The sequence below is a fragment of the Baekduia sp. genome (genome assembly GCF_035685985.1).
In the GTDB taxonomy this organism is placed as follows: Bacteria; Actinomycetota; Thermoleophilia; order Solirubrobacterales; family Solirubrobacteraceae; genus Baekduia.
In genome coordinates this window covers 30,857-56,400 of the sequence record NZ_DASRZV010000002.1, presented here as the reverse complement: position 1 = coordinate 56,400, position 25,544 = coordinate 30,857, and the positions used below count along the sequence as shown (strand labels likewise).

23 protein-coding genes are annotated in these 25,544 nt (G+C 73.1%); 10 read left to right on the top strand and 13 right to left on the bottom strand.

Annotated features, from left to right (window positions below):
* The first annotated feature begins 10 nt into the window (after nt 1–10).
* Both VFG42_RS00550 and VFG42_RS00545 read left to right on the top strand, forming a co-directional pair.
* On the top strand, nt 11–3,367 hold the full coding sequence (locus VFG42_RS00550) for a hypothetical protein (RefSeq protein WP_324904108.1): 3,357 nt from the start codon (nt 11–13) through the stop codon (nt 3,365–3,367).
* 104 nt (nt 3,368–3,471) lie between these two features.
* Nucleotides 3,472–6,876 (top strand): OmpA family protein, encoded by a 3,405-nt coding sequence (locus tag VFG42_RS00545; protein ID WP_324904106.1) that lies wholly within the window; start codon nt 3,472–3,474, stop codon nt 6,874–6,876.
* A gap of 15 nt (nt 6,877–6,891) precedes the next feature.
* On the opposite strand, the gene VFG42_RS00540 is transcribed toward VFG42_RS00545, so the two are convergent.
* The 6 genes from VFG42_RS00540 to VFG42_RS00515 all read right to left on the bottom strand — a co-directional run bounded on the left by VFG42_RS00540 (nt 6,892) and on the right by VFG42_RS00515 (nt 12,985).
* Nucleotides 6,892–7,491, bottom strand: coding sequence for a TetR/AcrR family transcriptional regulator (locus VFG42_RS00540; RefSeq protein ID WP_324904104.1), 600 nt, complete (start codon nt 7,489–7,491; stop codon nt 6,892–6,894).
* A gap of 124 nt (nt 7,492–7,615) precedes the next feature.
* Nucleotides 7,616–8,056, bottom strand: a complete 441-nt coding sequence (locus tag VFG42_RS00535; RefSeq protein WP_324904102.1) for a hypothetical protein — start codon at nt 8,054–8,056, stop codon at nt 7,616–7,618.
* 64 nt (nt 8,057–8,120) lie between these two features.
* Nucleotides 8,121–10,511, bottom strand: a complete 2,391-nt coding sequence (gene lon / locus VFG42_RS00530; RefSeq protein ID WP_324904100.1) for an endopeptidase La — start codon at nt 10,509–10,511, stop codon at nt 8,121–8,123.
* Between the two features lie 18 nt (nt 10,512–10,529).
* Entirely contained in the window at nt 10,530–10,985 is a 456-nt protein-coding gene (locus tag VFG42_RS00525; protein WP_324904098.1) for an Hsp20/alpha crystallin family protein, read from the bottom strand.
* Nucleotides 10,986–11,016: 31 nt separating this feature from the next.
* Nucleotides 11,017–11,814, bottom strand: a complete 798-nt coding sequence (locus tag VFG42_RS00520) for an MBL fold metallo-hydrolase (protein ID WP_324904096.1) — start codon at nt 11,812–11,814, stop codon at nt 11,017–11,019.
* 235 nt (nt 11,815–12,049) lie between these two features.
* A complete protein-coding gene (locus VFG42_RS00515; RefSeq protein WP_324904094.1) occupies nt 12,050–12,985 on the bottom strand; it encodes a LysR family transcriptional regulator in 936 nt (311 codons plus the stop codon).
* A 72-nt stretch (nt 12,986–13,057) separates the two neighbouring features.
* On the opposite strand from VFG42_RS00515, the gene VFG42_RS00510 reads away from it, so the two are divergent.
* On the top strand, nt 13,058–13,408 hold the full coding sequence (locus tag VFG42_RS00510; protein ID WP_324904092.1) for a hypothetical protein: 351 nt from the start codon (nt 13,058–13,060) through the stop codon (nt 13,406–13,408).
* Between the two features lie 14 nt (nt 13,409–13,422).
* Here VFG42_RS00510 and VFG42_RS00505 read toward each other — a convergent pair whose 3' ends face one another.
* Both VFG42_RS00505 and VFG42_RS00500 read right to left on the bottom strand, forming a co-directional pair.
* Nucleotides 13,423–14,529: an alcohol dehydrogenase catalytic domain-containing protein gene (locus VFG42_RS00505; RefSeq protein ID WP_324904090.1), complete on the bottom strand. Its 1,107-nt coding sequence runs from the start codon at nt 14,527–14,529 to the stop codon at nt 13,423–13,425.
* Nucleotides 14,530–14,557: 28 nt separating this feature from the next.
* On the bottom strand, nt 14,558–14,839 hold the full coding sequence (locus VFG42_RS00500) for a hypothetical protein (protein ID WP_324904088.1): 282 nt from the start codon (nt 14,837–14,839) through the stop codon (nt 14,558–14,560).
* A gap of 251 nt (nt 14,840–15,090) precedes the next feature.
* Here VFG42_RS00500 and VFG42_RS00495 point away from each other — a divergent pair, with 251 nt between their 5' ends.
* Nucleotides 15,091–16,032, top strand: a complete 942-nt coding sequence (locus VFG42_RS00495; RefSeq protein WP_324904086.1) for an NAD(P)H-binding protein — start codon at nt 15,091–15,093, stop codon at nt 16,030–16,032.
* A gap of 49 nt (nt 16,033–16,081) precedes the next feature.
* Nucleotides 16,082–16,519: an SRPBCC family protein gene (locus VFG42_RS00490; protein WP_324904084.1), complete on the top strand. Its 438-nt coding sequence runs from the start codon at nt 16,082–16,084 to the stop codon at nt 16,517–16,519.
* Nucleotides 16,520–16,540: 21 nt separating this feature from the next.
* Here VFG42_RS00490 and VFG42_RS00485 read toward each other — a convergent pair whose 3' ends face one another.
* Nucleotides 16,541–17,083 carry a hypothetical protein gene (locus tag VFG42_RS00485; RefSeq protein WP_324904082.1) on the bottom strand — a complete coding sequence of 181 codons (543 nt, stop codon included), beginning with the start codon at nt 17,081–17,083 and terminating at the stop codon, nt 16,541–16,543.
* 136 nt (nt 17,084–17,219) lie between these two features.
* On the opposite strand from VFG42_RS00485, the gene VFG42_RS00480 reads away from it, so the two are divergent.
* A complete protein-coding gene (locus VFG42_RS00480) occupies nt 17,220–17,555 on the top strand; it encodes a hypothetical protein (protein ID WP_324904081.1) in 336 nt (111 codons plus the stop codon).
* A gap of 71 nt (nt 17,556–17,626) precedes the next feature.
* Here the strand turns inward: VFG42_RS00480 and VFG42_RS00475 are convergent, their stop codons facing one another.
* The 3 genes from VFG42_RS00475 to VFG42_RS00465 all read right to left on the bottom strand — a co-directional run bounded on the left by VFG42_RS00475 (nt 17,627) and on the right by VFG42_RS00465 (nt 21,359).
* Complete coding sequence (locus VFG42_RS00475; RefSeq protein WP_324904079.1) at nt 17,627–18,604, bottom strand: malate dehydrogenase; 978 nt, start codon at nt 18,602–18,604, stop codon at nt 17,627–17,629.
* 78 nt (nt 18,605–18,682) lie between these two features.
* Nucleotides 18,683–20,872, bottom strand: a complete 2,190-nt coding sequence (locus tag VFG42_RS00470; protein ID WP_324904077.1) for an NADP-dependent isocitrate dehydrogenase — start codon at nt 20,870–20,872, stop codon at nt 18,683–18,685.
* A 43-nt stretch (nt 20,873–20,915) separates the two neighbouring features.
* The gene (locus VFG42_RS00465; RefSeq protein WP_324904075.1) at nt 20,916–21,359 is read right to left on the bottom strand and encodes an Rrf2 family transcriptional regulator; all 444 of its coding nucleotides are present in this window, start codon (nt 21,357–21,359) and stop codon (nt 20,916–20,918) included.
* A gap of 59 nt (nt 21,360–21,418) precedes the next feature.
* On the opposite strand from VFG42_RS00465, the gene VFG42_RS00460 reads away from it, so the two are divergent.
* Together VFG42_RS00460 and VFG42_RS00455 are read left to right on the top strand one after the other, a co-directional pair.
* The gene (locus VFG42_RS00460; RefSeq protein WP_324904073.1) at nt 21,419–22,282 is read left to right on the top strand and encodes an NAD(P)H-binding protein; all 864 of its coding nucleotides are present in this window, start codon (nt 21,419–21,421) and stop codon (nt 22,280–22,282) included.
* A gap of 88 nt (nt 22,283–22,370) precedes the next feature.
* Nucleotides 22,371–22,796, top strand: coding sequence for a hypothetical protein (locus tag VFG42_RS00455; RefSeq protein ID WP_324904071.1), 426 nt, complete (start codon nt 22,371–22,373; stop codon nt 22,794–22,796).
* 13 nt (nt 22,797–22,809) lie between these two features.
* Here the strand turns inward: VFG42_RS00455 and VFG42_RS00450 are convergent, their stop codons facing one another.
* The gene (locus VFG42_RS00450) at nt 22,810–22,995 is read right to left on the bottom strand and encodes a hypothetical protein (protein ID WP_324904069.1); all 186 of its coding nucleotides are present in this window, start codon (nt 22,993–22,995) and stop codon (nt 22,810–22,812) included.
* Nucleotides 22,996–23,205: 210 nt separating this feature from the next.
* Between VFG42_RS00450 and VFG42_RS00445 the strand changes: the two genes are divergently transcribed.
* A complete protein-coding gene (locus tag VFG42_RS00445; protein WP_324904067.1) occupies nt 23,206–23,868 on the top strand; it encodes a TetR/AcrR family transcriptional regulator in 663 nt (220 codons plus the stop codon).
* Nucleotides 23,846–25,531 (top strand): acyl-CoA dehydrogenase family protein, encoded by a 1,686-nt coding sequence (locus VFG42_RS00440; RefSeq protein ID WP_324904065.1) that lies wholly within the window; start codon nt 23,846–23,848, stop codon nt 25,529–25,531. The genes VFG42_RS00445 and VFG42_RS00440 overlap by 23 nt, the downstream gene beginning before the upstream one ends.
* Nucleotides 25,532–25,544: the final 13 nt, after the last annotated feature.

The window sequence follows — 25,544 nt, the reverse complement described above, 5'->3', positions numbered from 1 at the left end:
CTGGCGCCCCGTGCAACGGTCCAAGCTGGTGGTGGCGGTCCTCGTCGTGCTCGGCCTCTGGGCGTCCAGCGCCCAGGCGGCCTCCGTGGTCGCCAACGGGAACCTGCCCGACTCGGTCGTCGACCGCGACGGGGTGACGCACCTCGTCTGGAACGAGTCGCGGCCCGGCAACTACGACATCACGCACTACTGCCAGATCCCGCGCGGTGGCAGCGCGTGCGAGAACGCCAAGACGTTCGTCCCGACCCCGGGCGAGACCAACAACACCGACTTCGAAGGCCCCAAGGTCATGATCTCGCCGTTCGGCGAGGTGATGGTGCTGACCCACCGCTGCTGCGGCACGATCATGGGCCATTCCAACGGCGCCAACGTGCTCTACGTCTCCGACGACGGCGGCGAGACCTTCGACGCCGGCAACGCGATCGGCACGGTCCCGCCGGGCGAGCCGTCGGTGCCGACGCCCGCGGTCTTCGACGGCGCCGGGCGCCAGGTCCTCACGATGGCCGCGCCGACGCAGGGCCCGATCATCCAGGCGCAGCCGATCGCGCCCTTCGGCGGCGGCGCGACGCCGTTCACGCCCGACACGCAGAAGGCGCGGTTGGACACCGCCTACGGCTACGACCCGTCGATCGTCCAGATCGACGCCACGCACTTCGCCGCCGCGTGGTCGAACCTCGGCGGCACGAAGACGACGATCCGCACGCTCACCTGCCCGGCCAGCCCGTGCGCGGCGTCCTACATCAACACGGCCGCCAACTGGTCGGCGCCGTTGACGGTCCCCGACGCCGAGCTGCCGCGCCTGACGACCGGCCCGAGCGGCACCTACCTGCTCTACCGCTCGACCGCCGCCGGCGACTCGTACCGCAAGTACTTCATCCGCACCCTCGACGGCACCGCGCTGAGCGCGCCGCGCGTGGTCAGCGACGGCACGGCCGGCAACCTGCGCGACATCGTGCAGGACACCAACGGCGTCCTGCAGGCGTTGTTCACCGACTCGGTCAACGGCCTCGGGTTCCGCGCGTCGGCCGACGGCGGCACGACGTGGGGCGACCAGATCCAGCTCCTGGGCCAGGACTTCACGATCGCCCACCCGCGCGCGACCGCGCGCCAGCTCGCCGACGGCTTCGTCGGCAGCGCGCTGTGGGAGTCCCAGAACGGCGGCGAGCAGAACCCGCGGATCTTCCTGCAGGCCCTGCCGGACCCCAGCGTCTCGCTGCACGTCACGGTCCCGCCGATCCCCGGCGGCCCCACCCCGCCCGGCGGCGGGCAGACGCCGACGCCGCCGGTCCCGCCCGCGGCGTGCCGCCTGCTGACGTTCGCCGCCGTCGACGTGATCGCCGACGCGTGCCTGAAGAAGGAGGGCGACACGTACACCGCCACCGGCGGCGTGCGGATCAACGGCCTGCGGGTCGAGCTGGGCAGCGGCAAGCTCAAGTTCGACATCAAGAACCGGACGATCACCTCGTCGGGCGCGGCGGTGACCGTCAAGCTCGGCGACACGGTCCTGTTCAAGCGCGCGATCGACATCACGCTGCCGAAGGGGTCGACGGCGTCGATCGGGACGTTCGACGTCAGCGGCGGCGGCAACCTGCTCGGGTTCCCGCTGAAGGGCAGCGTGGACATCAAGTTCCGCGGCGGCGGCGTCGAGGTGCCGGTGCACCTCGCGCTGCCCGCGCTGTTCGGCGGCGTCACCGGCGACCTGACCGTGCGCGCCGACAACGTCGCGGGCGTCCACCTGCGCGAGCTGCACGTCAAGGTCGGCGACGCGCTGATCGGCCCGCTGGAGATCAAGGACCTGTTCTTCGACTACGACGCCGAGAAGGCGTCGTGGCAGGGCGGCGCGAACGTCATCCTGCCGCCCCAGCCGCCGGGCCCGTCGCTGAAGGCCGACGTCGGCTTCGTGCACGGCGACCTCGACCACCTCGGTGGCGAGCTGACGCTGCCCGAGCCAGGCGTGATCCTCGACCCGTTCGCGGTCACGCACCTCAAGAAGATCCGCTTCGCGCTGAGCACCCAGCCGTCGCTGCGGCTGACCGGCGGCGTGACGATCAACGCCGGGCCGACGATCGCGGGCGTCGCGGCGGTCGGCGTCGACGGCGACCTGACGTTCACGCTCGGCGACCCCGCGATCTTCCGCGTCGACGGCCGCGTCTCGCTGGTCAGCGTGCCGCTGGCCACCGCGTTCTTCGAGCTGCGCACCAACGGCTACGTCGGCTTCGGCGGCCACCTCGGCTACGAGGTCTCCGGCTTCAAGGCGGTCGCCGACCTCAACGGCTGGCTGTTCAAGTCCGCCTTCAACGTCGGCGCGAGCGCGAACATCTGCCTCGGCGACCTCGGCTGCGCGGGCGGCGACGTCGTCTTCAGCAGCGTCGGCTTCGCGGGCTGCGCGCATACGTTCATCGCGGACTTCGGCGCGGGCTACAAGTGGGGCGACGGCCTCGACCTGATGTTCTCCGGCTGCGACGTCGGGCCCTACAAGGCGACGGCCGCCGCGGCGCAGGCGGGCGCCGGCGCGCGCACGCTGTCGTTCGGCAAGGGCGTGCCCTCGGGCTTCGTCGCGGTCACCGGCCAGGGCGCGCCGCCGCACGTCGCGCTCGTCGGCCCGGGCGGCGCGCGGATCGAGGACACGCCGGGCACCAAGGCGCAGACCGCGACGTCGCTGGCCTTCCACAACCCGCAGACCAACACCACGTACTTCGTCGTCAAGGCGCCGGCGAGCGGGACCTGGACCGTCGAGCCGCAGGCCGACAGCGCGCCGATCGCGGGCGTCCAGGCCGCCGACGGCCTCCAGGACCCCAAGGTCACGGCCGGCGTCAAGCGCGCCGGGGCCGGCCGCACGCGGATCCTGTCCTACGACGTGGCCCCGCGCCCCGGCCAGAAGGTGACGTTCGCCGAGCAGGGCAAGGGCGCGGCCAGGCCGATCGGCGGCGTCGCGCGCGCGGGCCGTGGGACGATCCGCTTCGCCCCCGCCGACGGCCCGGGCGGCCCGCGCAAGATCATCGCCTTGGTCTCCTCCTACGGCAAGCCGCGCGCGCAGCTGACCGTCGCGTCCTACGTCGCCCCGCCGCCGCCCAAGCCCGCGACGCCCAAGCGCCTGAAGGCGCGACGCAGCGGGACCAAGCTGGCGGTGACGTGGTCCAAGGCCGCCAACGCCCGACGCTACGAGCTGCGCGCGACGCTCTCCGACGGCCGCCGCCTGCTCGCCCGCCAGACCGGCACGCGCTTCAGCATCCCGGCCGTGGCGAGCGCGACGCGCGCGACGATCACCGTGACCGGCCTCAAGGCCGACGGCACGCGCGGGAAGCGGGCCACCGTGAAGGTCGCGGCCAAGAAGCAGGCCAAGAGCAAGAAGAAGCGCAAGAGGTAACGGTGAACGCCGCCGTCTCCCGGGAGACGCGGATGTCCCGCGCCGGACGCCCTCCCCCGATCGGGCCATGAACCGGTACGTGCGAGGTCCGATCACCGGGACCTATGCACTCCCCCAAGGCGCGCCACGCAGCGCGTATCACCGCAGCTGCCGTCGGCGGCGTCCTGGCCGCGGCCCTGGCCCTCCCCACCGGCGCCTCGGCGACCCTCTACAAGGCCTACGACAACGGCGTCCTCGCCTTCTCGACCCAGGACGGCGCCGTCCACACGATCTACCCGGACGGCTCCAACGACCAGACCGTCTCGACGCTCACCGACCCGCTGGGCGTCAAGGGCGTCGCCGGCGAGTGGAGCGCGGACGGCAACCGCCTGCTCCTCGTCGACCAGGACAAGAACCTGCTCGACGTCAACCCGTGGGCCCAGAGGCAGGTCGCCAAGGTCGACCTGCCGTACGACATCTCCGGGCCCTCGATGTCCCCCGACGGGAGCGCCTACGCGTTCGCCACGCCCGCCGACGGCGTCAGGACCTACCGGATCGCCGACCAGAGCATCCACCTGGTCGTGGGCGCCACCACCGACACGACCGCGTGGTCCAACAGCGACAACCTGCTCTTCGGGTTCTCCGACGAGGGCGCCTACAACGTCCACCAGCCGCTGGCCTACGCGGACGGCAACGCCCCGGCCAACTGGGCCGAGTGGGCCCACCCGAACCCCCGGCACGTCACGGTCTCCCGCGACGGCCAGAAGATCGCCTACACCGCGCCCGGCAACGAGGGCGACGGCGAGGTCGCGTCCGACGACGTCTACGTCGCCAACGCCGACGGGACCTCCCCGTATCCGACCAACATCGAGAGCTCCACCGAGAGCTCCGACGAGCGCCTGCCCGCGATCTCGCCCGACGGCAAGAAGGTCGCGTTCATCTCCAACCGCGCCGGCGACGGCACCTGGTCGATCTACGTCCGCGACCTCACCGAGGACGAGACGGTCATGGTGCCGAACACCAAGCTCGCGCCCGGCGCCTCGTTCACCGGCCTCTCCTGGCAGCCGGCCCAGAAGCCGCACCTCGCCGAGAGCAAGATCATCATCTCGCCCGAGATCGGCAACACGCTGAAGCTCGACGACCAGTTCGACGACCCCACGCCGCCGTTCACCACGAAGTGGCAGTGGCAGCGTTGCACCGACGTCGTCAACGACTGGACGGGCACCTGCCAGGACATGCCCGGCGAGATCGACGCCGGCTACCGGCTCATCGCCGGCGACGTGGGCTACAGCTTCCGCGTGATCCGCACCGTGACCAACGCCGCGGGCACCGACACCAACACCTCGCTGATCACCGAGCCGGCCGAGGAGCCGGACACCACGCCGCCCGGCGTGCCGACGATCACGACCAAGCCCGCCGCCCGCTCCAACGCCGCCGCGCCGACGTTCGCGTGGACCGGCGCCGAGGCCGGCGGCACGTTCCAGTGCTCGATCGACAACGGCACGTTCGTCGCCTGCACCACGGGCTCGACGTTCCCCGTCTCCGGTGACGGCCCGCACAGCTTCCGCGTGCGGCAGACCGACTGGTCCAACAACGTCGGCGACCCCGCCGAGTACGCCTGGACGCTCGACACGAGCGCCCCGAACGCGCCGATCGTCACGTCGAAGCCCGACGCGGTGACCGCGTCCCAGAACGCGACGGTCGCCTTCGTGGGCGACGAGCCCGGCGGCCGCTTCGAGTGCCGCCTCGGCGCCGACGGCGCGACGTGGATCGCGTGCGCGTCGCCGGTCACCCTCGTCGGCCTGTCCGAGGGCGCCAAGCGCTTCTCGATCCGCCAGGTCGACGACGCCGGCAACGCCGGCGTGGAGAAGGTCCTCACGTGGAAGGTCGACCTGACCGCCCCGTTGGCGCCGTCGATCACGGAGGACAAGGACGTCGTCCACGCCTTCACGACGCAGTACGCGTTCACGGGCGAGGAGGACGCGACGTTCGAGTGCCGGCTCGACGACGCCGACTGGGCGACCTGCACCTCGCCGGTCACGCTCAGCGACTACGCGAGCGGCCCGCACACGTTCCGGGTCCGCCAGACCGACGCCGCCGGCCACGTGAGCCCGGAGGCCGAGGACGTGTTCACGGCGTTCCTCGACGGCCCGGCCCAGCCGGTGCTCGGCGACGGCGCCCCCGCGCCGCGCACCAACGACACCACCGCGACCTTCGCCTTCGGCGGCGAGGCCGCCCGCTACGAGTGCCGCCTGGACGACGGCACGTGGACGACCTGCTCGTCGCCCGCGACGTTCGAGAGCCTCGCCGACGGCGAGCACACCTTCCGGGTGCGCGGCGTCGACGACTACGACATCCCGGGCGCGGCGACCACCCGCACGTGGACGGTCGACACGAGCCGCCCGGCGCTGCCGACGTTCGCCAACGCCCCGGCCGCGCAGACCACCTCGCACGCGATCGACGTCCAGGTCGGCGGCCTCGAGGACGGCGCGACCGTCGAGTGCGACGTCGACGGCCAGGGCTGGACGGAGTGCGCCTCGCCGCTGAAGCTCGACGGCTTCGGGCTGGGCCGGCACACGCTGAAGGTCCGCCAGACCGACGCGGCCGGCAACGTCAGCGACGTCGCGGCCTTCGCGTGGACGGTCGTCGCCGAGACGGTCCCGACGACGCCGACCCCGGACACGACCACGACGACGCCGGCCACGCCCAGCACGCCGGGCACGCCGGACGCCGCCCCCACGCCCGCCCCGCGGACGCAGGACGGCACGCCGGCCACCACCAACACCAACACCAACAACGGCGCCGCGGGCGGCAAGCCGAAGCTGAGCGCCGTCCTCGGCACCGGCTCGGGCACGCGCTCCACCGCGACGATCACCGTCCGCAAGGACGGCGTGGGCGTCGGCTGCTCGATCACCGGCACGGTCCTGACGTCCTGCAAGGTCGACCTGTACGCCTTGGACACGACCGCCCACGGCACGGCGGCCGCGGCCGCGGCCAAGCGGGTCCTCGTCGGCACCGGCACCTACCACCAGGCCGACGGCTCCAAGCGGATGCGGGTCGACGTGGCCCTCAACGCCACCGGCCGCGCGCTGATGCGCAAGTCGCCGCACGGCCTGAAGGTCTCGGTCAAGATCACCGGCACGCCGGTCAAGGGCGAGAAGCTCCAGGCCGCGGGCGTCGCGACGCTGGTCCGCCGGCACGAGCGCGTCACGGTCGGCGGCTTCGCCGTCAACAGCGCGAAGCTGACGCCCGCCGCCCAGCGGCAGCTCGGCCGGCTGGCCGAGCGGGTCAAGGGCAACGCCGTCGCGATCCGCGTCGTCGGCCACACCGACGCCTCGTCGGACGACGCCCGGTACCTGGACGACCTCGGCCTGCGCCGCGCCAAGGCGGTCGCCGCCTACCTGCACGCCCACGGCGTCAAGGCCCAGGCGACGCTGGTCACGCGCGGCTCGCGTCAGCCGAAGGCGACCAACGCCACCGAGTCCGGCCGCGCGCAGAACCGCCGCGTCGAGCTGCGGATCGACCGCTAGGTCGTCCGCCCCCGGTCAGCCGATGAGGGCGGCCACCGCGAGCGTGCCGGCGTGCACGGTCTCGCGGTGGTCGCGCTCCGGCTCGGCCAGGATCCGCAGCGCGAGGCCGTCGCCGAGGCCGAAGAGGATCTCGGCGATCGCCTCGGGATCCGCGCGCAGCTCCAGGACGCCCTCGTCCTGCTTGGCGGCCAGCACGCCCGCGACGTGCTCGCGCGTGCGGCGGACCAGCTCGGAGAACTCCGCGGCGATGTCCGGGTTGCGGCGCGACAGCGTGAAGGCCTCGAACGACAGCGTCAGGAACTCGGTGTCCTCGCGCAGCATCTGGTCGAGCGTCCGGCGCAGCATCTCGATGAAGTCGGCCGCCGAGGACGCGGTGGCCAGCTGCTCGTCCAGGGCCGCCATCCGCAGGTCGGTGTCCCGCTTGACGACCTCGGCCAGCAGGCGCTCCTTGGAGCCGAAGTAGTAGTGCAACAACCCGCGCGAGACGCCGGCCTCGCGCGCGACGTGGTCGAACGTCGACCCGGCGACCCCGCGCAGCGCGACCGACGCCCGCATCGCGTCGACGATGCGCTGCGCCTTCTCCCCGCTGAGGGAGCGCTGGGTCGCGGCCTCCATGACCGACGATCCTAGCTGGCCGGCCGGCCCGCCGTGGCCGCGGCGCCCGACGAGCGGTCCGAGAAGCGCGAAGGGCGCCCCGGTCGGAGCGCCCTTCGCGGCAGACCCGATGTCCCGGCGCGGGCTAGGCGCCCGGCGCCGACGACGGCGCGGTCGTCGAGGTGTAGTCGAACTCCTCCTCGGCGCCGAACAGCGCGTCGAGCACCTTGGAGCGCAGGTCCGCGCTGAGCGCGAGCGCCAGGCCGGCGCCGACGCCCAGAAGCAGGAGCTTGCGGCCGAGGCCGCCCTTGCGCTTCTTCTTCTGAGGCTTGCTCAGCGAAGCCCCGGCGTCCTTGAGCGCCTCGGCCGCCGTGTGAAGGTCCTTGTGGAACTTCTTGTCGTCGGTCAGCGTCTTGGACACCGTCTTGCCGTTGGCAAGCCGGTCGTAGGCGTCCCGCGCGGCCTCGAAGGCGACGCGCACGTTGTCGCGGATCTCATCGTCCTCGACGACGCGCTGGACATAGGGGTTGGAGCGGGCCGCCGTGACGGCTCCGGCGGCAGCGGCCGCCTTCTTCTTCTTGGCCATGAAGGTCCCTCTTGTGGGTCGGGGTCGAAGCTCTTCGGCGAGCATACCCGGCCCCACCCGGATGTCACGCAGGCGATTGCAGGGCGGTGTCGAGCACGTCGCCGATCTGGTCGACCCACACGAACGTCAGCCGCTTGCGCAGATGCTCGGGGATGTCCTCGGCGTCGGCCTCGTTGAGCGCGGGCGCGACGACGGTCTTGACGTCGTTGCGCTGGGCGGCCAGGGCCTTCTCCTTGAGGCCGCCGATCGGCAGGACCTGCCCGGTCAGCGTCATCTCCCCCGTCATCGCGACGTCCTCGCGCACGCAGCGCCGCGAGATCAGCGACGCCAGCGCGGTGGCCATCGTGATGCCGGCGCTCGGGCCGTCCTTCGGCGTCGCGCCCGCGGGCACGTGGACGTGCACGTCGTGCTCGGCGAACCAGGCGTCCTCGAGCTCGGGCGCGACCCGGTGCGCGTTGGCCTTGACCCAGGTCAGCGCGGCCTGGGCGGACTCCTTCATGACGTCGCCGAGCTGGCCGGTGAGCAGCAGCTTGCCGCTGCCGGGCGTCGCCGAGGCCTCGATGAACAGCACGTCGCCGCCGACCGGCGTCCAGGCCAGGCCGGTCGCCACGCCCGGCGCGGCCGTGCGTCGCTGGGTCTCGTTGTGGACGCGCGGGCGGCCGAGCAGGTCGCGGACGTCCTCGGGCGCGATCGAGCGCTTCTTCGGCTTGGCGGGTGGATCCGTCTCCTCCGCCACCTCGCGCGCGACCTTGCGGCAGATCGTCCCGATCTCGCGCTCCAGCCCGCGCACGCCCGCCTCGCGGGTGTAGTCGGCGACGACGCGCCGCAGCGCCTTGTCGCCGAACGCGATCCACGACTTCTTGAGGCCGTTGCGCTCGATCTGACGCGGGACGAGGTAGCGCTTGGCGATCTGGAGCTTCTCGTCCTCGGTGTAGCCGGCGAGCTGGATGATCTCCATGCGGTCGCGCAGCGGACCCGGGACCCGGTCCAGGTCGTTGGCCGTGCAGATGAACATGACCTTGGACAGGTCGAACGGCACGTCGAGGTAATGGTCTCGGAACGTCGCGTTCTGCTCGGGGTCCAAGACCTCCAACATCGCGCTCGACGGGTCGCCGCGGAAGTCCGCGCCCATCTTGTCGATCTCGTCGATCATGAACAACGGGTTGTCGGACCCGGCGTCGCGCAGCGCGCGGATGATCGTGCCAGGCATCGCGCCGATGTAGGTGCGCCGGTGGCCGCGGATCTCGGCCTCGTCGCGCACGCCGCCGACGCTGATGCGCTCGAAGGTGCGGCCCAGCGCGCGGGCGACCGACCGGCCCAGCGAGGTCTTGCCGACGCCGGGCGGGCCGGCGAAGCAGAGGATCGACCCGCGCGCGTCCGGCTTCAGCTTCCGGACGGCCAGGAACTCCAAGATCCTGTCCTTGACCTGCTCGATGTCGTAGTGGTCGGCGTCGAGCACCTCGCGCGCGTGGGCGAGGTCGAGGTCGTCCTCGGTGCTCTTGCCCCACGGCAGCGACGCGATCCACTCCAGGTAGTTGCGGATGACGCCGTGCTCGGCGGCCTGGGTCGGCAGCTGCTCCAGGCGGTGCAGCTCGCGGTCGACCTGCTTGCGGACGTCGTCGGGCAAGGCGATGTCCTCGAGCTGCTCGCGGAGGTCGCGCGCCTCCTCCAAGGACTCGTCGAACTCGCCCAGCTCCTCCTGGATCGCCTTGAGCTGCTGGCGCAGGACGTACTCGCGCTGGCCCTTGTCGATCTCGGACTGGACCTGGTTCTGGATCTCCGAGCCGATCGAGATGACGTTCAGCTCGCGGGCGAGGACCTCGGCCAGGCGGCGCAGGCGGCGGGCGACGTCGACCTCCTCCAGCAGCTCCTGGCGCTCCTGCGTCGGCAGGCGCAGCGAGCCCGCGATGAGGTGGCTGAGCGTCGACGGGTCGTCGATGTTGGCGACCGCCAGCTGCAGCTCCTCGGGCAGGTAGGGCACGTGCTCGACGATCCGCGTGAACGTCTCCTGGACGTTGCGCGTCAGCGCGGTCAGCTCGGGCGTCTCGTCGACGACGTCGGGCAGCTCCTCGATCGACGCGACGAGGTAGGGCGCCTCGCGGTCCCAGTTGGTGATCCGCACGCGCTGCGCGCCCTGGACGAGGATGCGCAGCGTCCCGTCGGGGACCTTCATCATGCGCGCGACCGCGCCGACGACGCCGACGTCGTAGAGGTCCGGCGGCCCGGGCGCCTCCAGCTCGGGGTTCCGGGCGGCGACCATCACGAGCAGGCGGTCGCCGGCCAGCACGTCGTTGACCAGCTCGATCGAGCGCTCCTGGCCGATCGCCAGCGGCGTCAGCGTGTCCGGCAGCGGGACGGTGTCGCGCAGCGGCAGGACCGGGAGCGTGGCGGGCACGCGGCCGCGCTGCCCCACCTCGACCGGGCGGCCCCCACCCTCGGCGCTGATCTCGATCACGGCGTCCCCCGCCCGTCGCTAGCTCTCGTCGACGACGTCGATCGGCACGCGCCGCGTGCGCGGCTCGGGCGTCAGCAGCGGCAGCTCGACGCGCAGGATCCCGTCGCGGTAGGTCGCGCGGGCCTCGTCGGCGGCGACGTCGGCGCCGAGCGGGATGACGCGGCGGAACGGACCGAAGTCGATCTCGAGCTGCTGGTAGACGCGGCCCTCGGAGTCCGCGGGACGACGGTGGCCGGCGATCACCAGCTCGCGGCCCTCGATCTCCAGGCCGATCTCGTCGGGGTCGATCCCCGCCAGCTCGGCGTGGACCACCGCCCGCGGCGGCTCGCCCTCGTAGAAGACGTCGACCGCTGGGGAGAACCCACCGCGATGCCGCGGGCCCAGGACGCCCCCGCCGAAGACGTCGCCGAACAGCTCGTCCATCTCGCGGCGCATGCGCTCGAAGTTGGCGAAGAGGTCGCGCTCGGGAGGCACGCGACGAATGTACCGCTTGGGCGCCTCGCGCTCAGACCACGTAGACCGCGCCCTCGCGGGCGACCGAGACCGGGCCCTCGAACGCGCGCTCGGCCTCGCGGCGGGCCCACAGCTCGTCCATCTCGTCGGAGAAGTGCGTGATGACCAGGCGGCCGACCTTCGCGCGGCTGCCGTGGTCGCCCGCCTCGCCGGGCGTGAGGTGGCCGCGGACGCCGTCGCGCTCGGGGCGCGGCAGCGTGGCCTCGATCATCAGCAGGTCGGTGCCGGCCGCGAACTTCACGAGCTCCTCGGTGGGCGCGGTGTCGGCGCCGTAGGTGAAGCGGCCGGCGCCGTCGGTGCCCGAGCGGACGTCGACCGCGCAGGTCGGCAGCCAGTGCGGGACCTCGTGGAAGGCGAGCCGCAGCGGCCCGACGTCGATCCGCTCGCCGGGCGCGTACTCATAGATGTCGAACGCGTTGTCGATGAGGTCCTCGGCGCCCCAGGCGCCGACGATCCGGCGGAACGTCTGGCGCGCGCCGCGCGGGGCGTACAACTTGGGCTTGGCGGGCGTCTCGGTGCCCGGCCAGCGGTCGACGGCCACCGGCTGCTGGCGCGGCGCGTAGGTCAAGGCGTAGGCGTACGGGACGAGGTCGAGGAAGTGGTCGGCGTGCAGGTGCGAGATCACGACCGCGTCGACCGCGACGTAGTCGCGATACCGCCGCAGCTTGCTGAAGACCCCGTTGCCGCAGTCGAGCAGCAGGAACGTCCCGGCCTCCTCGACCAGGTACCCGCTGCATGCCCCGCCCGCGTCCTGCCAGGAGGGCGATTTGCCCAGCACGGTGATGCGCACCCTCGTGACCCCTCTCTCCTGTGCGCGGAAGCGTAACCCCGCGCGGGATGTCGCGCGTTCGTGAAGCGATCGCGCGGGTTCGGCGGCAATGGACCGGATCCGCCGGCGCGGGAGCCATCGGACGCTGAGGGCACCGGGTCGACCACCGGGTACCTCGCCGAGCGTGAGACCGCGGAGCGCGCCACGGTGGGGCGACGACGACCGCTGCCGCGTCCGCGTCCGCGGCGGCGAAGGCCTAGGCCACCGCGGTCAACGCCCGGCCGGTCGGCAGCGCGCGGCCCGCGGCGCGCAGCGCCTCGATGACGTGGTCGACGGTCGGCGAGGTCTCGCCGACGCGGACCGCAGCGCCGATGCGGCGCGCGGGCGGCTGGCCGCGCAGCGGGATGACCGCCACGTCGGAGCGGAGGTTGGCGGTCGCCAGCGAGGGGATCAGCGCGACGCCGACGCCGGCGGCGGCCATGCCCTGCAGGGCCGGGTAGTCGTCGAAGGCCAGGCGCACGTCGGGCTCGAAGCCGGCCTCGCGGCAGGCGCGCAGGATGATGTTGGAGTCGGCGCACGTGCCGCCGACGTCGGGCATCAGCCAGCCCTCCTCGGCCAGCTCCTCCAGCCCGATCGAGGCGCGGCCCGCCATCGGGTGGTCGTTGCCCATGACCACGAACAACGGGTCGTCGCAGAGGTGGAGGTGCTCGACGCCGGGCCGGACGGCCATCGGCTGCAGCTCGGAGTCGATGATCGTCGCGATGTCGAGCCGGTCGGTCAGCAGCTGGTCGATCGCGTCGTCGGGCTCGAGCACCTTGACCTCCAGCCGCAGCTCGGGCCGGCGCGCGCGCAGGTCCCGCGTCGCGCCCGGCAGCAGGCCGCCCGCCAGCGTCGCGAACGCCCCGATCCGCACGCACGGCCGCCCGGCGCCGGCCGCCTCGCGCACGTCGTCCTCCGCGCGCCGCGCCGCGTCCAGCAGCGCCGCCGCGCGCGTGAGCAGCAGCTCGCCGGCGGGCGTCGCGTGGACCCCGCGCGCGTCGCGCACCAGCAACCGCACGCCCAGCGCCGACTCCAGCCGCGACACGTGCTGGGAGACCGCCGGCTGCGTGTAGCCGAGGACGGTCGCCGCCTCGCTGAACGACCGGCGCAGCGCCACCTCGCGGAACGTCGTCAACAGCTTCAGATCGAGCATCACAGAACATGATGCCAGCTACGTCAAGTCATCATTGGACATGATGGCGGGCGTCGCGCACCATGTTCTGGCATGACCCCCGACATCTCCCCCATCACCATCCGCCGCGCGACCGAGGACGACGACAAGGCCCTCGACCGCCTCGCCCGGCTCGACAGCCGGCGCCTGCCCGCCGGCCCGCACCTGCTCGCGCTCGCCGACGACGTGCCGGTCGCCGCGATCTCGCTCAGCTCCGGCCTGACCGTCGCCAACCCGTTCGCGACGACGGACTCCGTCGTCGCCCTCCTGCACGAGCGCGCCGAGCACCTCCTCGGCCGGCCCCCGGCCGCGCCGCCGGCGCGCCACCGCGGCCTGCGCCCGCTCCAGGCGATGCGCGGCCTGTTCCCGGTGGCGCCGCGCGCCCGGCCCTCGCGCTCGTCCTAGCCCTACCCCTAGTCCTAGAAGGACGTGATGACGGTCCGCACGCCTTCGTGGCGATCCATCGCCGCGAAGGCGTCGTTGACCTCGTCCAAGGCAATGCGGTTGGTCACGAAGGACTCCAGGTCGAGGTCGCCCTTCAGGTACAGCTCGACCAGCTCGGGCACGCGGTCGCGCCCCTTGGCGCCGCCGAACGACGCGCCCGCGATCCGCCGGCCGGTGATGAGGAAGCGCGGCACGACCTCCAGGACCTCGCCCTTGCCGGCCACGCCCGCGACCGTCGCCAGGCCCCAGCCCATGCGCGCGGACTCGACCGCCTGGCGCATGACCTTCACGTTGCCGGTCGCCTCGAAGGTGTAGTCGGCACCGAAGCCGCCGGTCATCTCCAGGATCCGCGCGACGCTGTCGTCGCCGCCGATGAACGTGTCGGTCGCGCCGTGGGCCCGGGCGGAGGCCAGGCGGCCCTCGTCCAGGTCGACGCAGATGATCCGCTCGGCGCCGGCCAGCCGCGCGCCGGCCACGGCGCCCAGGCCGACCAGGCCCGCGCCGAAGACCGCGACCGTCGAGCCCGGCTCGACCTTGGCGACGTACAACGCCGCGCCGATCCCGGTCGTCGCGCCGCACGCGAGCGACGCGACGACGTCCAGCGGCGCCTCCGGGTTGACCTTGGCCAACGCGATCGACGGCATGACCGTCGCCTCGGCGAACGTCGAGGTCCCCATGAAATGGCGGACGCGCTCCTCGCCGCGGTGCAGGCGCGTGGTGCCGTCGGGCAGGTAGCCGAGGTTCTGCTGCTCGCGGATCGCCAGGCAGAGGTTCGTCTTGTCGCTGCGGCAGTGCAGGCACTCGCGGCACTGCGGGGAGAAGAGCGTGACGACGTGATCGCCGACGGCGAGGTCGGTCACGCCCTCGCCCAGCGCCTCGACGACGCCCGCGCCCTCGTGGCCGAGCACCGTCGGCGCGTACCCGGACGGGTCCGCGCCCGAGGCGGTGTACATGTCGGTGTGGCAGACGCCGCAGGCGTGGAGGCGGACCAGCACCTCACCCGGTCCGGGACCGTCCAGGTCGACCTCCTGGACGACGAGCGGCTTCGCGAACTCCTCGAGGACGGCGGCGCGGATCTTCATGCGATCGACCCTAACGCGGGCGGTTCGCTCAGGCGTGCAGAGCGGCCTGCTCGCGGGCGTCCGGGAACGCCCACGCGGTCGTCGTGCGCCCCGGCTGGCGGAAGTGGAAGCGCAGCTGGCGCGGCGGGCGCAGGCCCTCCGGCGAGTCGGGCCGGAACGTCGCGCACGGCTCGTCGAGCTCCAGCGCGCAGAGCAAGTTGCAGCGGAAGTAGCACCCCTCGCAGCTCGGCTTCTTGCTCCTTGCGCGCGCCTTCGACATCCGGGGTGCGATCTCCTTCTTCTCGACCAGCTCGTTCACGACGGCGGCCATCGAAGCACGTCCGAGCCGAGCGCCGCAACGCCGGAACCCGCAAATCGCATACATCGGGCTCCGGACGGAATCGGGCCATTCCGCAAATGCCGACAAATCGCCCGAAATACCTGCACAGAGCGGGAATCGAGCGCCGTTTCGCGGTGTTTGCGGGGAGGTTGGCGGGAACGCCGTCGTGCCCCGCTCCGACCTGATAGGGCAACACCTACATGTCGGTCTTCGGCGCGGATCGGGCACGATCCGCGAACCCGATGGCGCGCATCCTCGTCACCGGCGCCAGCGGCTACGTCGGCGCCGCCCTCATCCCCCGCCTGGTCTCCGACGGCCACGCCGTCCGCGCCTTCGCGCGGTCGCCGCGGCGCCTGGCCGCCGCCGGCGTGGACGTCGCCGACGTCGCGCTCGGCGACGCGGTCACCGGCGCCGGCCTGGACGCGGCGCTGGACGGCATCGACGTCGCCTACTTCCTGATCCACTCGATGGAGACCCCGGCCGGCGCGGGCGCCGGCGACGACTTCGCCGGCCGCGACCGCCGCGCCGCCGAGCGCTTCGCGCGGGCCGCCGCGCGCGCCGGCGTCCGGCGCATCATCTACCTCGGCGGCCTCGTGCCGCCCGGGCGCGCCGCCTCGCCGCACCTGGCCAGCCGCCTGGAGGTCGAGCGCACGCTGCTGGACGGCGCGCCCGAGGGGCTCGCGCTGCGCGCCTCGATCGTCGTCGGCGCCCGTTCGCGCTCGTTCCGGTTCCTGGTGCGGTTGGTCGAGCGCGTCCCGGTGATGCCGCTGCCGTCCTGGCGCGACCACCGCACGCGCCCGATCGACGGCCGCGACGTCCTGGCCTACCTCGTCCGCGGCGCGACGGCGGAGGCCGTCGACGGCCCGGTGTCGCTCGACATCGCCGGCCCGGACGAGGTCAGCTACGGCGAGCTGATCGAGCGGATCCGCGACGCGCTGCTCGTGCGCCGCCCCGCGATCCGGCTGGGCTTCAGCCTCACGCCGGTCGCCGGCCGCGTCGCCGCCGCGATCGCCGGCGAGGACCACGCGCTCATCGGCCCGCTGATGGAGGGCCTGGACGGCGACCTGCTGCCGCGCGACGACCGCGCGCCCGAGCTGCTCGGCGTGCGCCTGCACCGCCTCGACGCGGCGATCGAGCGCGCGCTGCGCGAATGGGAGTCGACCGAGCAGCTGCGCGCCCGATGAGCCCCCGATCGCGCGAAGTTCGCATCAACCATCTAGGGTCTGCGCGACGGTGAGCGAGGTGGCCACGAGCATCGAGATCGACGCGCCGGTCGAAGAGGTCTGGCGCACGGTCATGGACGCGACGCGCCTGCAGGAGTGGGTGACGATCCACCGCAAGCTCGTCTCCCACTCCGACGACGAGATGGAGCAGGTGCTGCACCTGCGCGGGGCCAACTTCAAGGTGAAGTGGCATCTCGCCCAGTCCAAGCCGCCGCATCACGCGATGTGGCGGGGCCGCGGGCCCGCGCGCTCGCACGCCGAGACCGAGTACCGCCTGACCGACAACGGCCGCGGCGGCACGCGCTTCGACTACCGCAACGACTTCAAGGCGCCGCTGGGACCCTTGGGCCAGTTCGCCAGCCACGCGCTGGTCGGCGGGCTGCCGGCCAAGGAGGCCGACGCGTCGCTGCGGCGGCTGAAGGCGCTGGTCGAGAACGCGCGCGCCTGAGCGCGCGTTCTCCACCGACCCCTACAAGATCGCCTGGATCCCGCCCGCGCCGATGCGCGCGTCGCGGACCACCACGTCGGCGGCGCCGTCGTCCTCGGCGAGGACCTGCACCGCGGCGACGATCGTGCGCCGGCGGTCGCGCAGGATCGCGTCGGCGATCTCGGTCGCCCGCGCGGCGGCGGTGATCGGCCCGGCGCCGTCGACGGCCGCGCCGACGATCCGCGCGCGCGGCAGGCGCGTCTCGGCCAGCAGGCGGTCGACGTCGGCCACCGGCGTCGGCGTCGCCACCACGACGACGGCGCCCGCGCAGCGTGCGGCGATCTCGGCGCCGGCGTCGTCGTCGACGGCGTCCAACACCACCAGGTCGCTGCCCGCGGCGTCGGCCCATGTCCCGCCGCGGACGCGCGGCTCGTAGCCCTGCGCGGGCGCCGCGCCGGCGACGTCGTCGGCCAGCCCCTCGGGTCCGTTCAGGAGCACCAGAGCGGTGAGGTCGAGCTGGGCGATGAGCAACGCCGCGACCTGTCCCGTGCGGGTGGCCGCCGTGCAGGTCACCTTGCGGCGCATTGACGCGGACCTCGTGTGCTATGAAACTTCACTGTCAGTAACAGTAATGCGGAAGAGGGTGTTGTCATCGATGGCTGACTTCCTAGACGAAAAACGGCGTGAGCTCAAGCAACGCCTAGACGAGCTGCGACCGCTGGTGGAGGAGTATCACCGGTTGGAGGCCGCGGTCGCGGCGCTGGACGGGGTGAACGCCGGCGGGGCCCCCGCGCGGCGGCGCGGTGGCGGCGGCTCGGGCGGCGCCAACGGCAACGGCGGCGAGGGCTCGGGGCGGCGCGGGCGCCCGCGCGGATCGGGCACGCGCGGCAAGCAGGCGCTGGAGCTCGTGCGCGCCACGCCCGGCATCACGATCCCGGAGATCGCCGAGCAGATGGGCATCCAGCAGAACTACCTGTACCGGGTGCTGCCGGGCCTGCAGAAGGAGGGGCTCATCCGCAAGGAGGGCCGGGGCTGGCACGCGATGGACGCGGCCTAGGAAGCGCACGGGTTCGGCCTCGTTTCCCGTTCGAGGCCGAACCCGACACGCCTTCGCGTCTGGCGCGCCTTCTAGATCAGGCCCAGCTCACGCACCGCGTCGCGCTCGCCCTTGAGCTCGTTGACGGTGATGTCGATCTTGGACTGGGCGAACTCGCCGACCTCCAGGCCCTCGACGACCTTGTAGGACCCGTCGCCGGAGACCTCGACCGGGAACGAGGAGATGATGCCCTCCTCGACGCCGTACTGGCCCTGCGACGGCACGGCCATCGACACGCGGCCAGGCGCGCCGAGCACCCAGTCGTGGACGTGGTCGATCGCCGCGTTGGCCGCCGACGCCGCCGAGGACGCCCCGCGCGCCTCGATGATCGCCGCGCCGCGCTTGCCGACGTTGGGCAGGTACTCGTTCTCGTACCAGGCCATGTCGTCGACGACCTCGACGGCGGGCTTGCCGTTGACGGTGGCGTTGAAGAGGTCGGGGAACATCGTCGGCGAGTGGTTGCCCCACACGACGAGGTTCTCGATCTCGGTGATCGCGATCCCGAGCTTGGAGGCCAGCTGCGCGTAGGCGCGGTTCTGGTCCAGACGGGTCATCGCGGTGAAGCGGTCGTTCGGGACGTCCGGCGCGTTGGACATCGCGATCAAGGCGTTGGTGTTGGCCGGGTTGCCGACGACGAGGACCTTGATGTCGTCCGCGGCGTGGTTGTTGATGGCCTGGCCCTGCGGCTTGAAGATCGCGCCGTTGGCCTCCAGGAGGTCCGCGCGCTCCATGCCGGCGGTGCGCGGGCGGGCGCCGATCAGCAGGCCGACGCTGGTGCCGTCGAACGCCTCGTTGGGGTCGGAGGTGATGTCGATGGACTCCAGCAGCGGGAAGGCGCAGTCGACCAGCTCCATGGCGGTGCCCTCGGCAGCCTTCAGGGCGGGCTCGATCTCCAGGAGGCGCAGGCGCACCTTCTCGTCCGGACCCAGCAGCTGGCCGGAGGCGATGCGGAACAGGATGGCGTATCCGATGGCGCCGGCCGCGCCGGTCACCGTGACTGTCTTGGGCATGGCCCGAAAGCTATCGGTGCCGAACGGTCGGCGCGGCGCGGCGGGACGGCCGGAGCCGCCCCGCCGGGGCCGACCGGCCTAGGACGCGACCGAGGTCAGCGTCGCGAGCGCGTCGTTGAGCGTGGCGCTCGGGCGCATCGCGTCGGACGCGCGGGCCGCGTCCGGGTGGAAGTAGCCGCCGACGTCGACCGGCTCGCCCTGGACGCCGTTCAGCTCGGCGACGATCGCCTCCTCGTCGCCGGCCAGACGCTCGGCCAGCGGCGCGAAGACCGCGGCCAGCTCGGCGTCGTCGGACTGCGACGCCAGCTCCTGGGCCCAGTAGAGCGCCAGGTAGAAGTGCGAGCCGCGGTTGTCCAGCTCGCCCGCCTTGCGCGACGGCGACTTGCGCTCCTCCAGCACCCTGCCGGTCGCCCGGTCCAGCGTGTCGGCCAGCAGCTGGGCGCGCGCGTTGCCGGTCTTCTCGGCCAGCATCTCCAGCGAGACCGCCAAGGCCAGGAACTCGCCCAGCGAGTCCCAGCGCAGGTGGTTCTCCTTCAGGAACTGCTGGACGTGCTTGGGCGCCGAGCCGCCGGCGCCGGTCTCGAACAGCCCGCCGCCGTTCATGAGCGGGACGATCGAGAGCATCTTCGCGCTGGTGCCCAGCTCGAGGATCGGGAACAGGTCGGTCAGGTAGTCGCGCAGGACGTTGCCGGTGACCGAGATGGTGTCCTCGTTGCGGCGCGCCCGCTCCAGCGTGAAGCGCGCGGCCTCGGCGACCGGCAGGATCTCGATCTGGAGGCCGTCGGTGTCGAGCTGCTCCAGCGCCGGGCGGACCTTCTTGAGGATCTCGGCGTCGTGGGCGCGGGTCTCGTCCAGCCAGAACACCGCGGGCGCGCCGGTGGCGCGGGCGCGGCGGACGGCCAGCTCGATCCAGTCCTGGATCGGCGCGGCCTTGGTCTGGCACGCGCGCCAGATGTCGCCGGCCTGCACGTCGTGCTCCAAGAGCACGTTGTCGTCCTTGTCGACCACCCGCACCGCGCCGGGCGCGGCGATCTCGAACGTCTTGTCGTGCGACCCGTACTCCTCGGCCTTCTGCGCCATCAGGCCGACGTTCGGCGTCGTGCCCATGGTGGTGGGGTCGAACGCGCCGTGGCGCTTGCAGTGCTCGATCGTCTCGGCGTAGAGCGCCGCGTAGGACGAGTCCGGGATCACGCACTTGGCGTCGCGCTGCTCGCCCTTGGCGTCCCAGCCCTGGCCGGAGGAGCGGATCAGCGCGGGCATCGACGCGTCGATGATGACGTCGGACGGCACGTGCAGGTTGGTGACGCCGCGGTCGGAGTCCACCATGTACAGGTCGGGTCCGGCGGCCAGCGCGGCGTCGACCGAGTCCTTCACCTCGGGGTGCGCGGACAGCAGCGAGCCGAGGCCGTCGTTGGGGCTGACGTCGTCGAGCGTCGAGTACACCTCGTCGCCGACGAACGCGCGGACGGCGTGGCCGAAGATGATGGGGTCGCTGACCTTCATCATGGTGGCCTTGAGGTGCACGGAGAACAGGACGCCCTGGGCCTCGGCCTCGGCGATCTGCTCCTTGAAGAACCGATCCAGCGCGGCGCGGCGCATGACGGCGGCGTCGAGGACCTCGCCGGCCTGGAGGCCGAAGGCGCCCTTCAGCTCGGTGACCGTGCCGTTCTCGCCGACGTGCTCGATGCGCACCGTCGTGGCCTCGGCGACGGTGGTGGACTTCTCGGTGGAGCGGAAGTCGCCCTCGCCCATCGTCGAGACGTGGGTCTTGGAGTCGCCCGACCACGCGCCCATCGAGTGCGGGTGCTTGCGCGCGTACTCCTTGACCGACTGCGGCGCGCGGCGGTCGGAGTTGCCCTCGCGCAGGACGGGGTTGACCGCGCTGCCCTTGACCGCGTCGTAGCGGGCGCGGATCTCGCGCTCCTCGTCGGTGGACGGCTCCTCGGGGTAGTCCGGGACCGCGAAGCCCTGGTCCTGAAGCTCGGAGATCGCCGCCTTCAGCTGCGGGACCGAGGCCGAGATGTTCGGCAGCTTGATGATGTTGGCCTCGGGCGTCTTGGCCAGCTCGCCGAGCTCGGCGAGCGCGTCCGCGATCCGCTGATCGTCGTTCAGGCGGTCCGGGAACTGGGCGAGGATGCGGCCGGAGAGGGAGATGTCGCGCAGCTCCAGCTCGACGCCGGCGGTCCCGGCGAACGCCTCGACGATCGGCAGCAGCGACTTGGTCGCCAGCGCGGGCGCCTCGTCGGTGTGGGTGTAGATGATCTTCATGAGGAGGCGGCGAACGGTATCGCCCGCGCCTTCGCCGCCGTTGTCACGCCAGGGCGCGGATGTCCGCCCCGGCCGCCGCCTGGGACACCAGCCGCGCGATCGTCGTGCCGCGCAGGCGGTCCTCGACGGCGCGGGCCGCGTCGCGGTCGATCGCGGCGAGCAGGCCCTGGATCGACTGGCCGACCGGGCAGTCCGGGTGCGCCGAGCGCAGGCCGAGGACGTCGCCCTCGCCGTGGACGATCCGCCAGACGTCGGCCAGCGTGATCGCGTCCGGCGCGACCGCCAGCCGCCAGCCGCCGCCGACGCCGGGACGCGAGGCGACCAGGCCCGCCTCGCGGAAGAGCGCGAGCACACGACGGACGTGGACGGGGTTGGAGTTCGCCGAGCCCGCCATCTCGTCGGAGGAGAGCGTCGCGGGCGCGCTGCCCGCCAGCAGCGTGAGCATGTGCACGCCGAGGGCGAACTGGGTGTTGGTCGGGCCGGCCATCGCGGTTCTCCGCGCAGTCTATCCCGGAATTCGTAACTGCTCTTGCTACGGTTAGCGACATGAGCCTGATCATCACCGGCGCCTCGGGTCACCTCGGGCGCCGCACCGCCGAGCTGCTGCTGGACACCGAGGGCGTCGACGCCGCCGACGTCGTCCTGATCACCCGCGACCCGTCCAAGCTCGACGACCTCGCCGCGCGCGGCGCGCGGGTCCGCCGTGGCGACTTCTCCGAGCCGTCGTCGCTGGGCGCCGCGTTCGCGGGCGCGACGCGCGTGCTGATCGTCAGCACCGACGTCGTCGGCGCGCGGATGGCCGGCCACCAGGCCGCGATCGACGCGGCGACGGCGGCGGGCGCGCGGCTGATCGCCTACACCTCGCTCCCCAACCCCGTGGCCGAGAACCCCGCGGGCGCGGCCGCCGACCACCGCGCGACCGAGGAGGCGCTGGTCGCGTCGGGCGTGGCCCACACCTTCCTGCGCAACGCGCTCTACAACGAGTTCCGGATCCCGGAGGCCCAGGCCGCCGCGGCGTCCGGCACGTTCCACCACAACATGGGCGACGGCGTGACCGCGTACGTCAGCCGCGAGGACTGCGCGGCCGCCGCGGCCGCCGTCCTGGCCGGCGGCGACGAGCACGCAGGCAAGGCCTATGACATCACCGGGCCGGAGCTGCTGAGCGGCGCGGACCTGGCGAAGCTGTACGGCGCGCGGGAGTCCCGCGTGGACGACGACGCCTTCGCGGCCGGGCTGGTCGCCGCCGGGCTGCCGGAAGCGGTCGCGCCGCTGCTGGTCTCCTTCGGCCGGGCGATCCGCGAGGGGTACCTCGACCAGGTCAGCGGCGACGTCGAGGCGCTGACCGGCCGCGCGCCGCGCTCGGTCGCCGAGGTGCTGGCCGCCGCGGGCGTGGGCGCCGGCGCCGCGTAGCTCCCGGACGCGGGTCGCCTCGTGCGCGCACGGCGTGCGCGAGGCGACCCGGATCGCGGCGGGGCGTCGCGCCGTAGGATCCCGCGCCATGTCGCAACGCCCCGCTCCCAGCGCGCTCGTCGTCTCCGGCCTGGCCGAGGTCGCGCTCGGCGCGCTGGCCGGCTGGCCGTACACGCTCATCCGCCAGGACCCCGAGGCGGCGCGGCGGCTGCTCGGGCTGAAGTCCGCCGCTCGGGTCCGCCAATGGCACCTCGACCTCGCGATGCTCGGCGGGCTGACCGTCGCGATCGGGACGGCGGTCCCGGACGCGCCGAAGTGGGCGTCGATTCCGCTCGGCGTGGGCGCGTGGACCAACGCCATGGCCTTCCTGCCGCTGGCCTTCAACCCGGAGGCCGACAGGTCCCCGGTCTACAAGGCGGCCGCGGGCGCGTCGTTCGTCGCAACCTCGGCGGGCTTCGTCGGGATGGCGATCGAGGGCGCCCGGCGGCGCCGTCGCGCGCGGCGCGCGGCTTAGGCGGCGGCGCGCGTCAGCGCTGCCACCAGCGCAGCGCGGACACCAGCGAGCCCGCCCGCTGCGTCAGGCTCGGCCCGACGTCCCAGCGCGTCGGGTCCAGGTCGGCACCGCAGATCGCGCAGCCGGCCGCGAACGGCGTCACGCGCTCCCGGCACTTCGGACAGCGGCTGGGATCCGGCTTGGGCGTCAGCGTCGGCATGCGACCGCGCAGGAAACCAGAGTGAGCCGAGGCGCGCCACTGGACGATCGTCCGGAGGCACGCCGCGGGCCGCCGTGGTGCGCCGCGCCGGGCCGCGCCGGGCCGGGCCGCGCCGCGCCGCGATGCGGGTCACTGCGGACGTCACCCTGACGTTCGCAGTGACCCGGATCGCCCCGGTGGGCCGCCGCCGCTTGCCTCAAGCTGTGAACCGTGGTTCACTTCTTGGTGACCGTGGCCTACCGCCCGACCGAGAAGACCGAGGCACGCCGCACGCGGACGCGGGCGACGATCGTGCGCGCCGCGACCGAGCTGGTGGCGCACGGCGGCTACCGCGAGGCGCAGGTGGCGGCGGTCGCCAGGCGCGCGGGCGTCGCGACCGGCACGGTCTACCGGCACTTCCCGTCCAAGGCCGAGCTGCTGACCGAGGTCTTCCGGGTCGCGTCGCAGCGCGAGGTCGACGCGGTCGCCGAGGCGGTCGCCGACGCGGCGGCGGCGCGGGCGCCCGAGCGGCTGGTCGCGGCGGTCGAGACGTTCGCGCGGCGCGCGCTGCGGGGCCGCAGGCTGGCCTGGGCGCTGCTGGCCGAGCCCGTGGACCCGGCGGTCGAGGCCGAGCGGCTCCAGTTCCGCCGCGCCTACGCCCAGGTCTTCGAGCGCGCGATCGCCGACGGCGTGGCCGCCGGCGAGCTGCCCGACCAGGACGCCGCGTTCACCGCGACGGCGCTGGTGGGCGCGATCGGCGAGGCGCTCGTCGGCCCCCTCTCCCCCGGCGCGCATCCCGATCCGGACGCGCTCGTCGGCGCCCTCATCACCTTCTGCCTCCGTTCCACCACCGACCAGGAGCTGTCCCTCCATGTCCACCGTCGCACGGCCTGACGCCACGTCGCAGTACGCCACCCACGAGGTCCGCAACCAGGTCCCGCCGTTGGAGGGACGCAACCTGTTCCTGGACAACACGCCGCTGGTCGAGGGCCTTGCGCGCGAGGGCGGCGGCTGGGCCCACGACCGCGCGGTCGAGGTCGGCGCGTTCTGGGCCGGCGACCCGATGACCTGGGGCTTCGAGGCCAACGAGAACCCGCCGGTCCTGCACACGCACGACCGCTACGGCAACCGCAGCGACAGCGTCGCCTTCCACCCCGCGTGGCACGCGCTGATGGCGCGCGGCGTCCACGACGAGATGCACGCGCTGCCGTGGAACGACCCGCGGCCCGGCGCCCACGTCGCGCGTGCCGCGCTCTACATCTCCGGCACGCAGGCCGAGGCCGGCTTCGGCTGCCCGATCACCATGACCTTCGCGGCGGTCCCCGCGCTGCGCACCACGCCGGAGCTGGCCGACGAGTGGATCCCGCGCCTGACCGCGCGCGGCTACGACGGCGCGCTGAAGCCCGCCACCGAGAAGCCGGGCGCGATCTGCGGCATGGCGATGACCGAGAAGCAGGGCGGCTCCGACGTGCGCGCCAACAGCACGGTCGCGATCCCGGTCAACGGCGGCGGCGAGGGCGCCGAGTACACGCTCGTCGGCCACAAGTGGTTCTGCAGCGCGCCGATGAGCGACGTCTTCCTCGTGCTCGCCCAGACCGACGAGGGCCTCTCGTGCTTCGTCGTCCCGCGCTTCCTGCCCGACGGCACCAAGAACGCCGGCTTCCAGCTGCAGCGCTTGAAGGACAAGTTGGGCAACAAGTCCAACGCCTCCTCGGAGATCGAGCTCAAGGGCGCGTGGGGCCGCATGCTCGGGCAGCCCGGCCGCGGCGTCCCGACGATCATCGAGATGGTCGGCCACACGCGGCTGGACTGCGTGATGGGCGGCGCCGGCGGCATGCGCGCCGCGGTCGCGCTGGCGTCCTGGCACGTCGCGCACCGCGCGGCGTTCGGCAAGACGCTGATCGATCAGCCCTTGATGCGCAACGTGATCGCCGACCTGGCGGTCGAGTCCGAGGCCGCCACCGCGCTGACGCTGCGCCTCTGCCGCGCCTACGACGAGGCGATGGCGGGCGACGAGCGCGCCGACCACTTCAAGCGCCTCGCCACCGCGGTGGCCAAGTATCACGTCTGCAAGCGCCTCCCCAACCACGCCTTCGAGGCGCTGGAGTGCTTCGGCGGCAACGGCTACGTCGAGGCGTCCGGCATGCCGCGCCTCTACCGCGAGGCGCCGTTGTGCTCGATCTGGGAGGGCTCGGGCAACGTGATGGCCTTGGACGTCCTGCGCGCGCTGGCGCGCACGCCCGAGGCGCTCGACGTGTTCTTGGAGGAGTTGGACGCGGCGTCGGGCGCCGACACGCGCTACGACGCCTACATCCAGACCGTGCGCTCCGAGTTCGCCAGGCCCGCCGAGCTGGAGCACCGCGCGCGGCTGGTCGTCGAGCGGATGGCGCTGGCCCTGCAGGCCTCGCAGCTGCTGCGCCACGCGCCGGCCGAGGTGGCCGACGCGTTCGTGGCCACGCGGTTGAGCGGCGACGGCGGCGTGCACTACGGGACGCTGCCGGCCGGGACGGACGTCGGCAAGATCATCGAGCGGCACATGCCGCAGGTCGCGGCGTAGGCGCGTAGGGTGC

Bases quoted from the DNA above. Each gene is read 5' to 3' on its own strand.
- VFG42_RS00545 (WP_324904106.1), top strand. From the start codon at position 3,472: ATGCACTCCCCCAAGGCGCGCCACGCAGCGCGTATCACCGCAGCTGCC.
- VFG42_RS00540 (WP_324904104.1), bottom strand. From the start codon at position 7,491: ATGGAGGCCGCGACCCAGCGCTCCCTCAGCGGGGAGAAGGCGCAGCGC.
- VFG42_RS00535 (WP_324904102.1), bottom strand. From the start codon at position 8,056: ATGGCCAAGAAGAAGAAGGCGGCCGCTGCCGCCGGAGCCGTCACGGCG.
- VFG42_RS00515 (WP_324904094.1), bottom strand. From the start codon at position 12,985: ATGCTCGATCTGAAGCTGTTGACGACGTTCCGCGAGGTGGCGCTGCGC.
- VFG42_RS00510 (WP_324904092.1), top strand. From the start codon at position 13,058: ATGACCCCCGACATCTCCCCCATCACCATCCGCCGCGCGACCGAGGAC.
- VFG42_RS00505 (WP_324904090.1), bottom strand. From the start codon at position 14,529: ATGAAGATCCGCGCCGCCGTCCTCGAGGAGTTCGCGAAGCCGCTCGTC.
- VFG42_RS00500 (WP_324904088.1), bottom strand. From the start codon at position 14,839: ATGGCCGCCGTCGTGAACGAGCTGGTCGAGAAGAAGGAGATCGCACCC.
- VFG42_RS00495 (WP_324904086.1), top strand. From the start codon at position 15,091: ATGGCGCGCATCCTCGTCACCGGCGCCAGCGGCTACGTCGGCGCCGCC.
- VFG42_RS00485 (WP_324904082.1), bottom strand. From the start codon at position 17,083: ATGCGCCGCAAGGTGACCTGCACGGCGGCCACCCGCACGGGACAGGTC.
- VFG42_RS00475 (WP_324904079.1), bottom strand. From the start codon at position 18,604: ATGCCCAAGACAGTCACGGTGACCGGCGCGGCCGGCGCCATCGGATAC.
- VFG42_RS00470 (WP_324904077.1), bottom strand. From the start codon at position 20,872: ATGAAGATCATCTACACCCACACCGACGAGGCGCCCGCGCTGGCGACC.
- VFG42_RS00465 (WP_324904075.1), bottom strand. From the start codon at position 21,359: ATGGCCGGCCCGACCAACACCCAGTTCGCCCTCGGCGTGCACATGCTC.
- VFG42_RS00460 (WP_324904073.1), top strand. From the start codon at position 21,419: ATGAGCCTGATCATCACCGGCGCCTCGGGTCACCTCGGGCGCCGCACC.
- VFG42_RS00455 (WP_324904071.1), top strand. From the start codon at position 22,371: ATGTCGCAACGCCCCGCTCCCAGCGCGCTCGTCGTCTCCGGCCTGGCC.
- VFG42_RS00450 (WP_324904069.1), bottom strand. From the start codon at position 22,995: ATGCCGACGCTGACGCCCAAGCCGGATCCCAGCCGCTGTCCGAAGTGC.
- VFG42_RS00440 (WP_324904065.1), top strand. From the start codon at position 23,846: ATGTCCACCGTCGCACGGCCTGACGCCACGTCGCAGTACGCCACCCAC.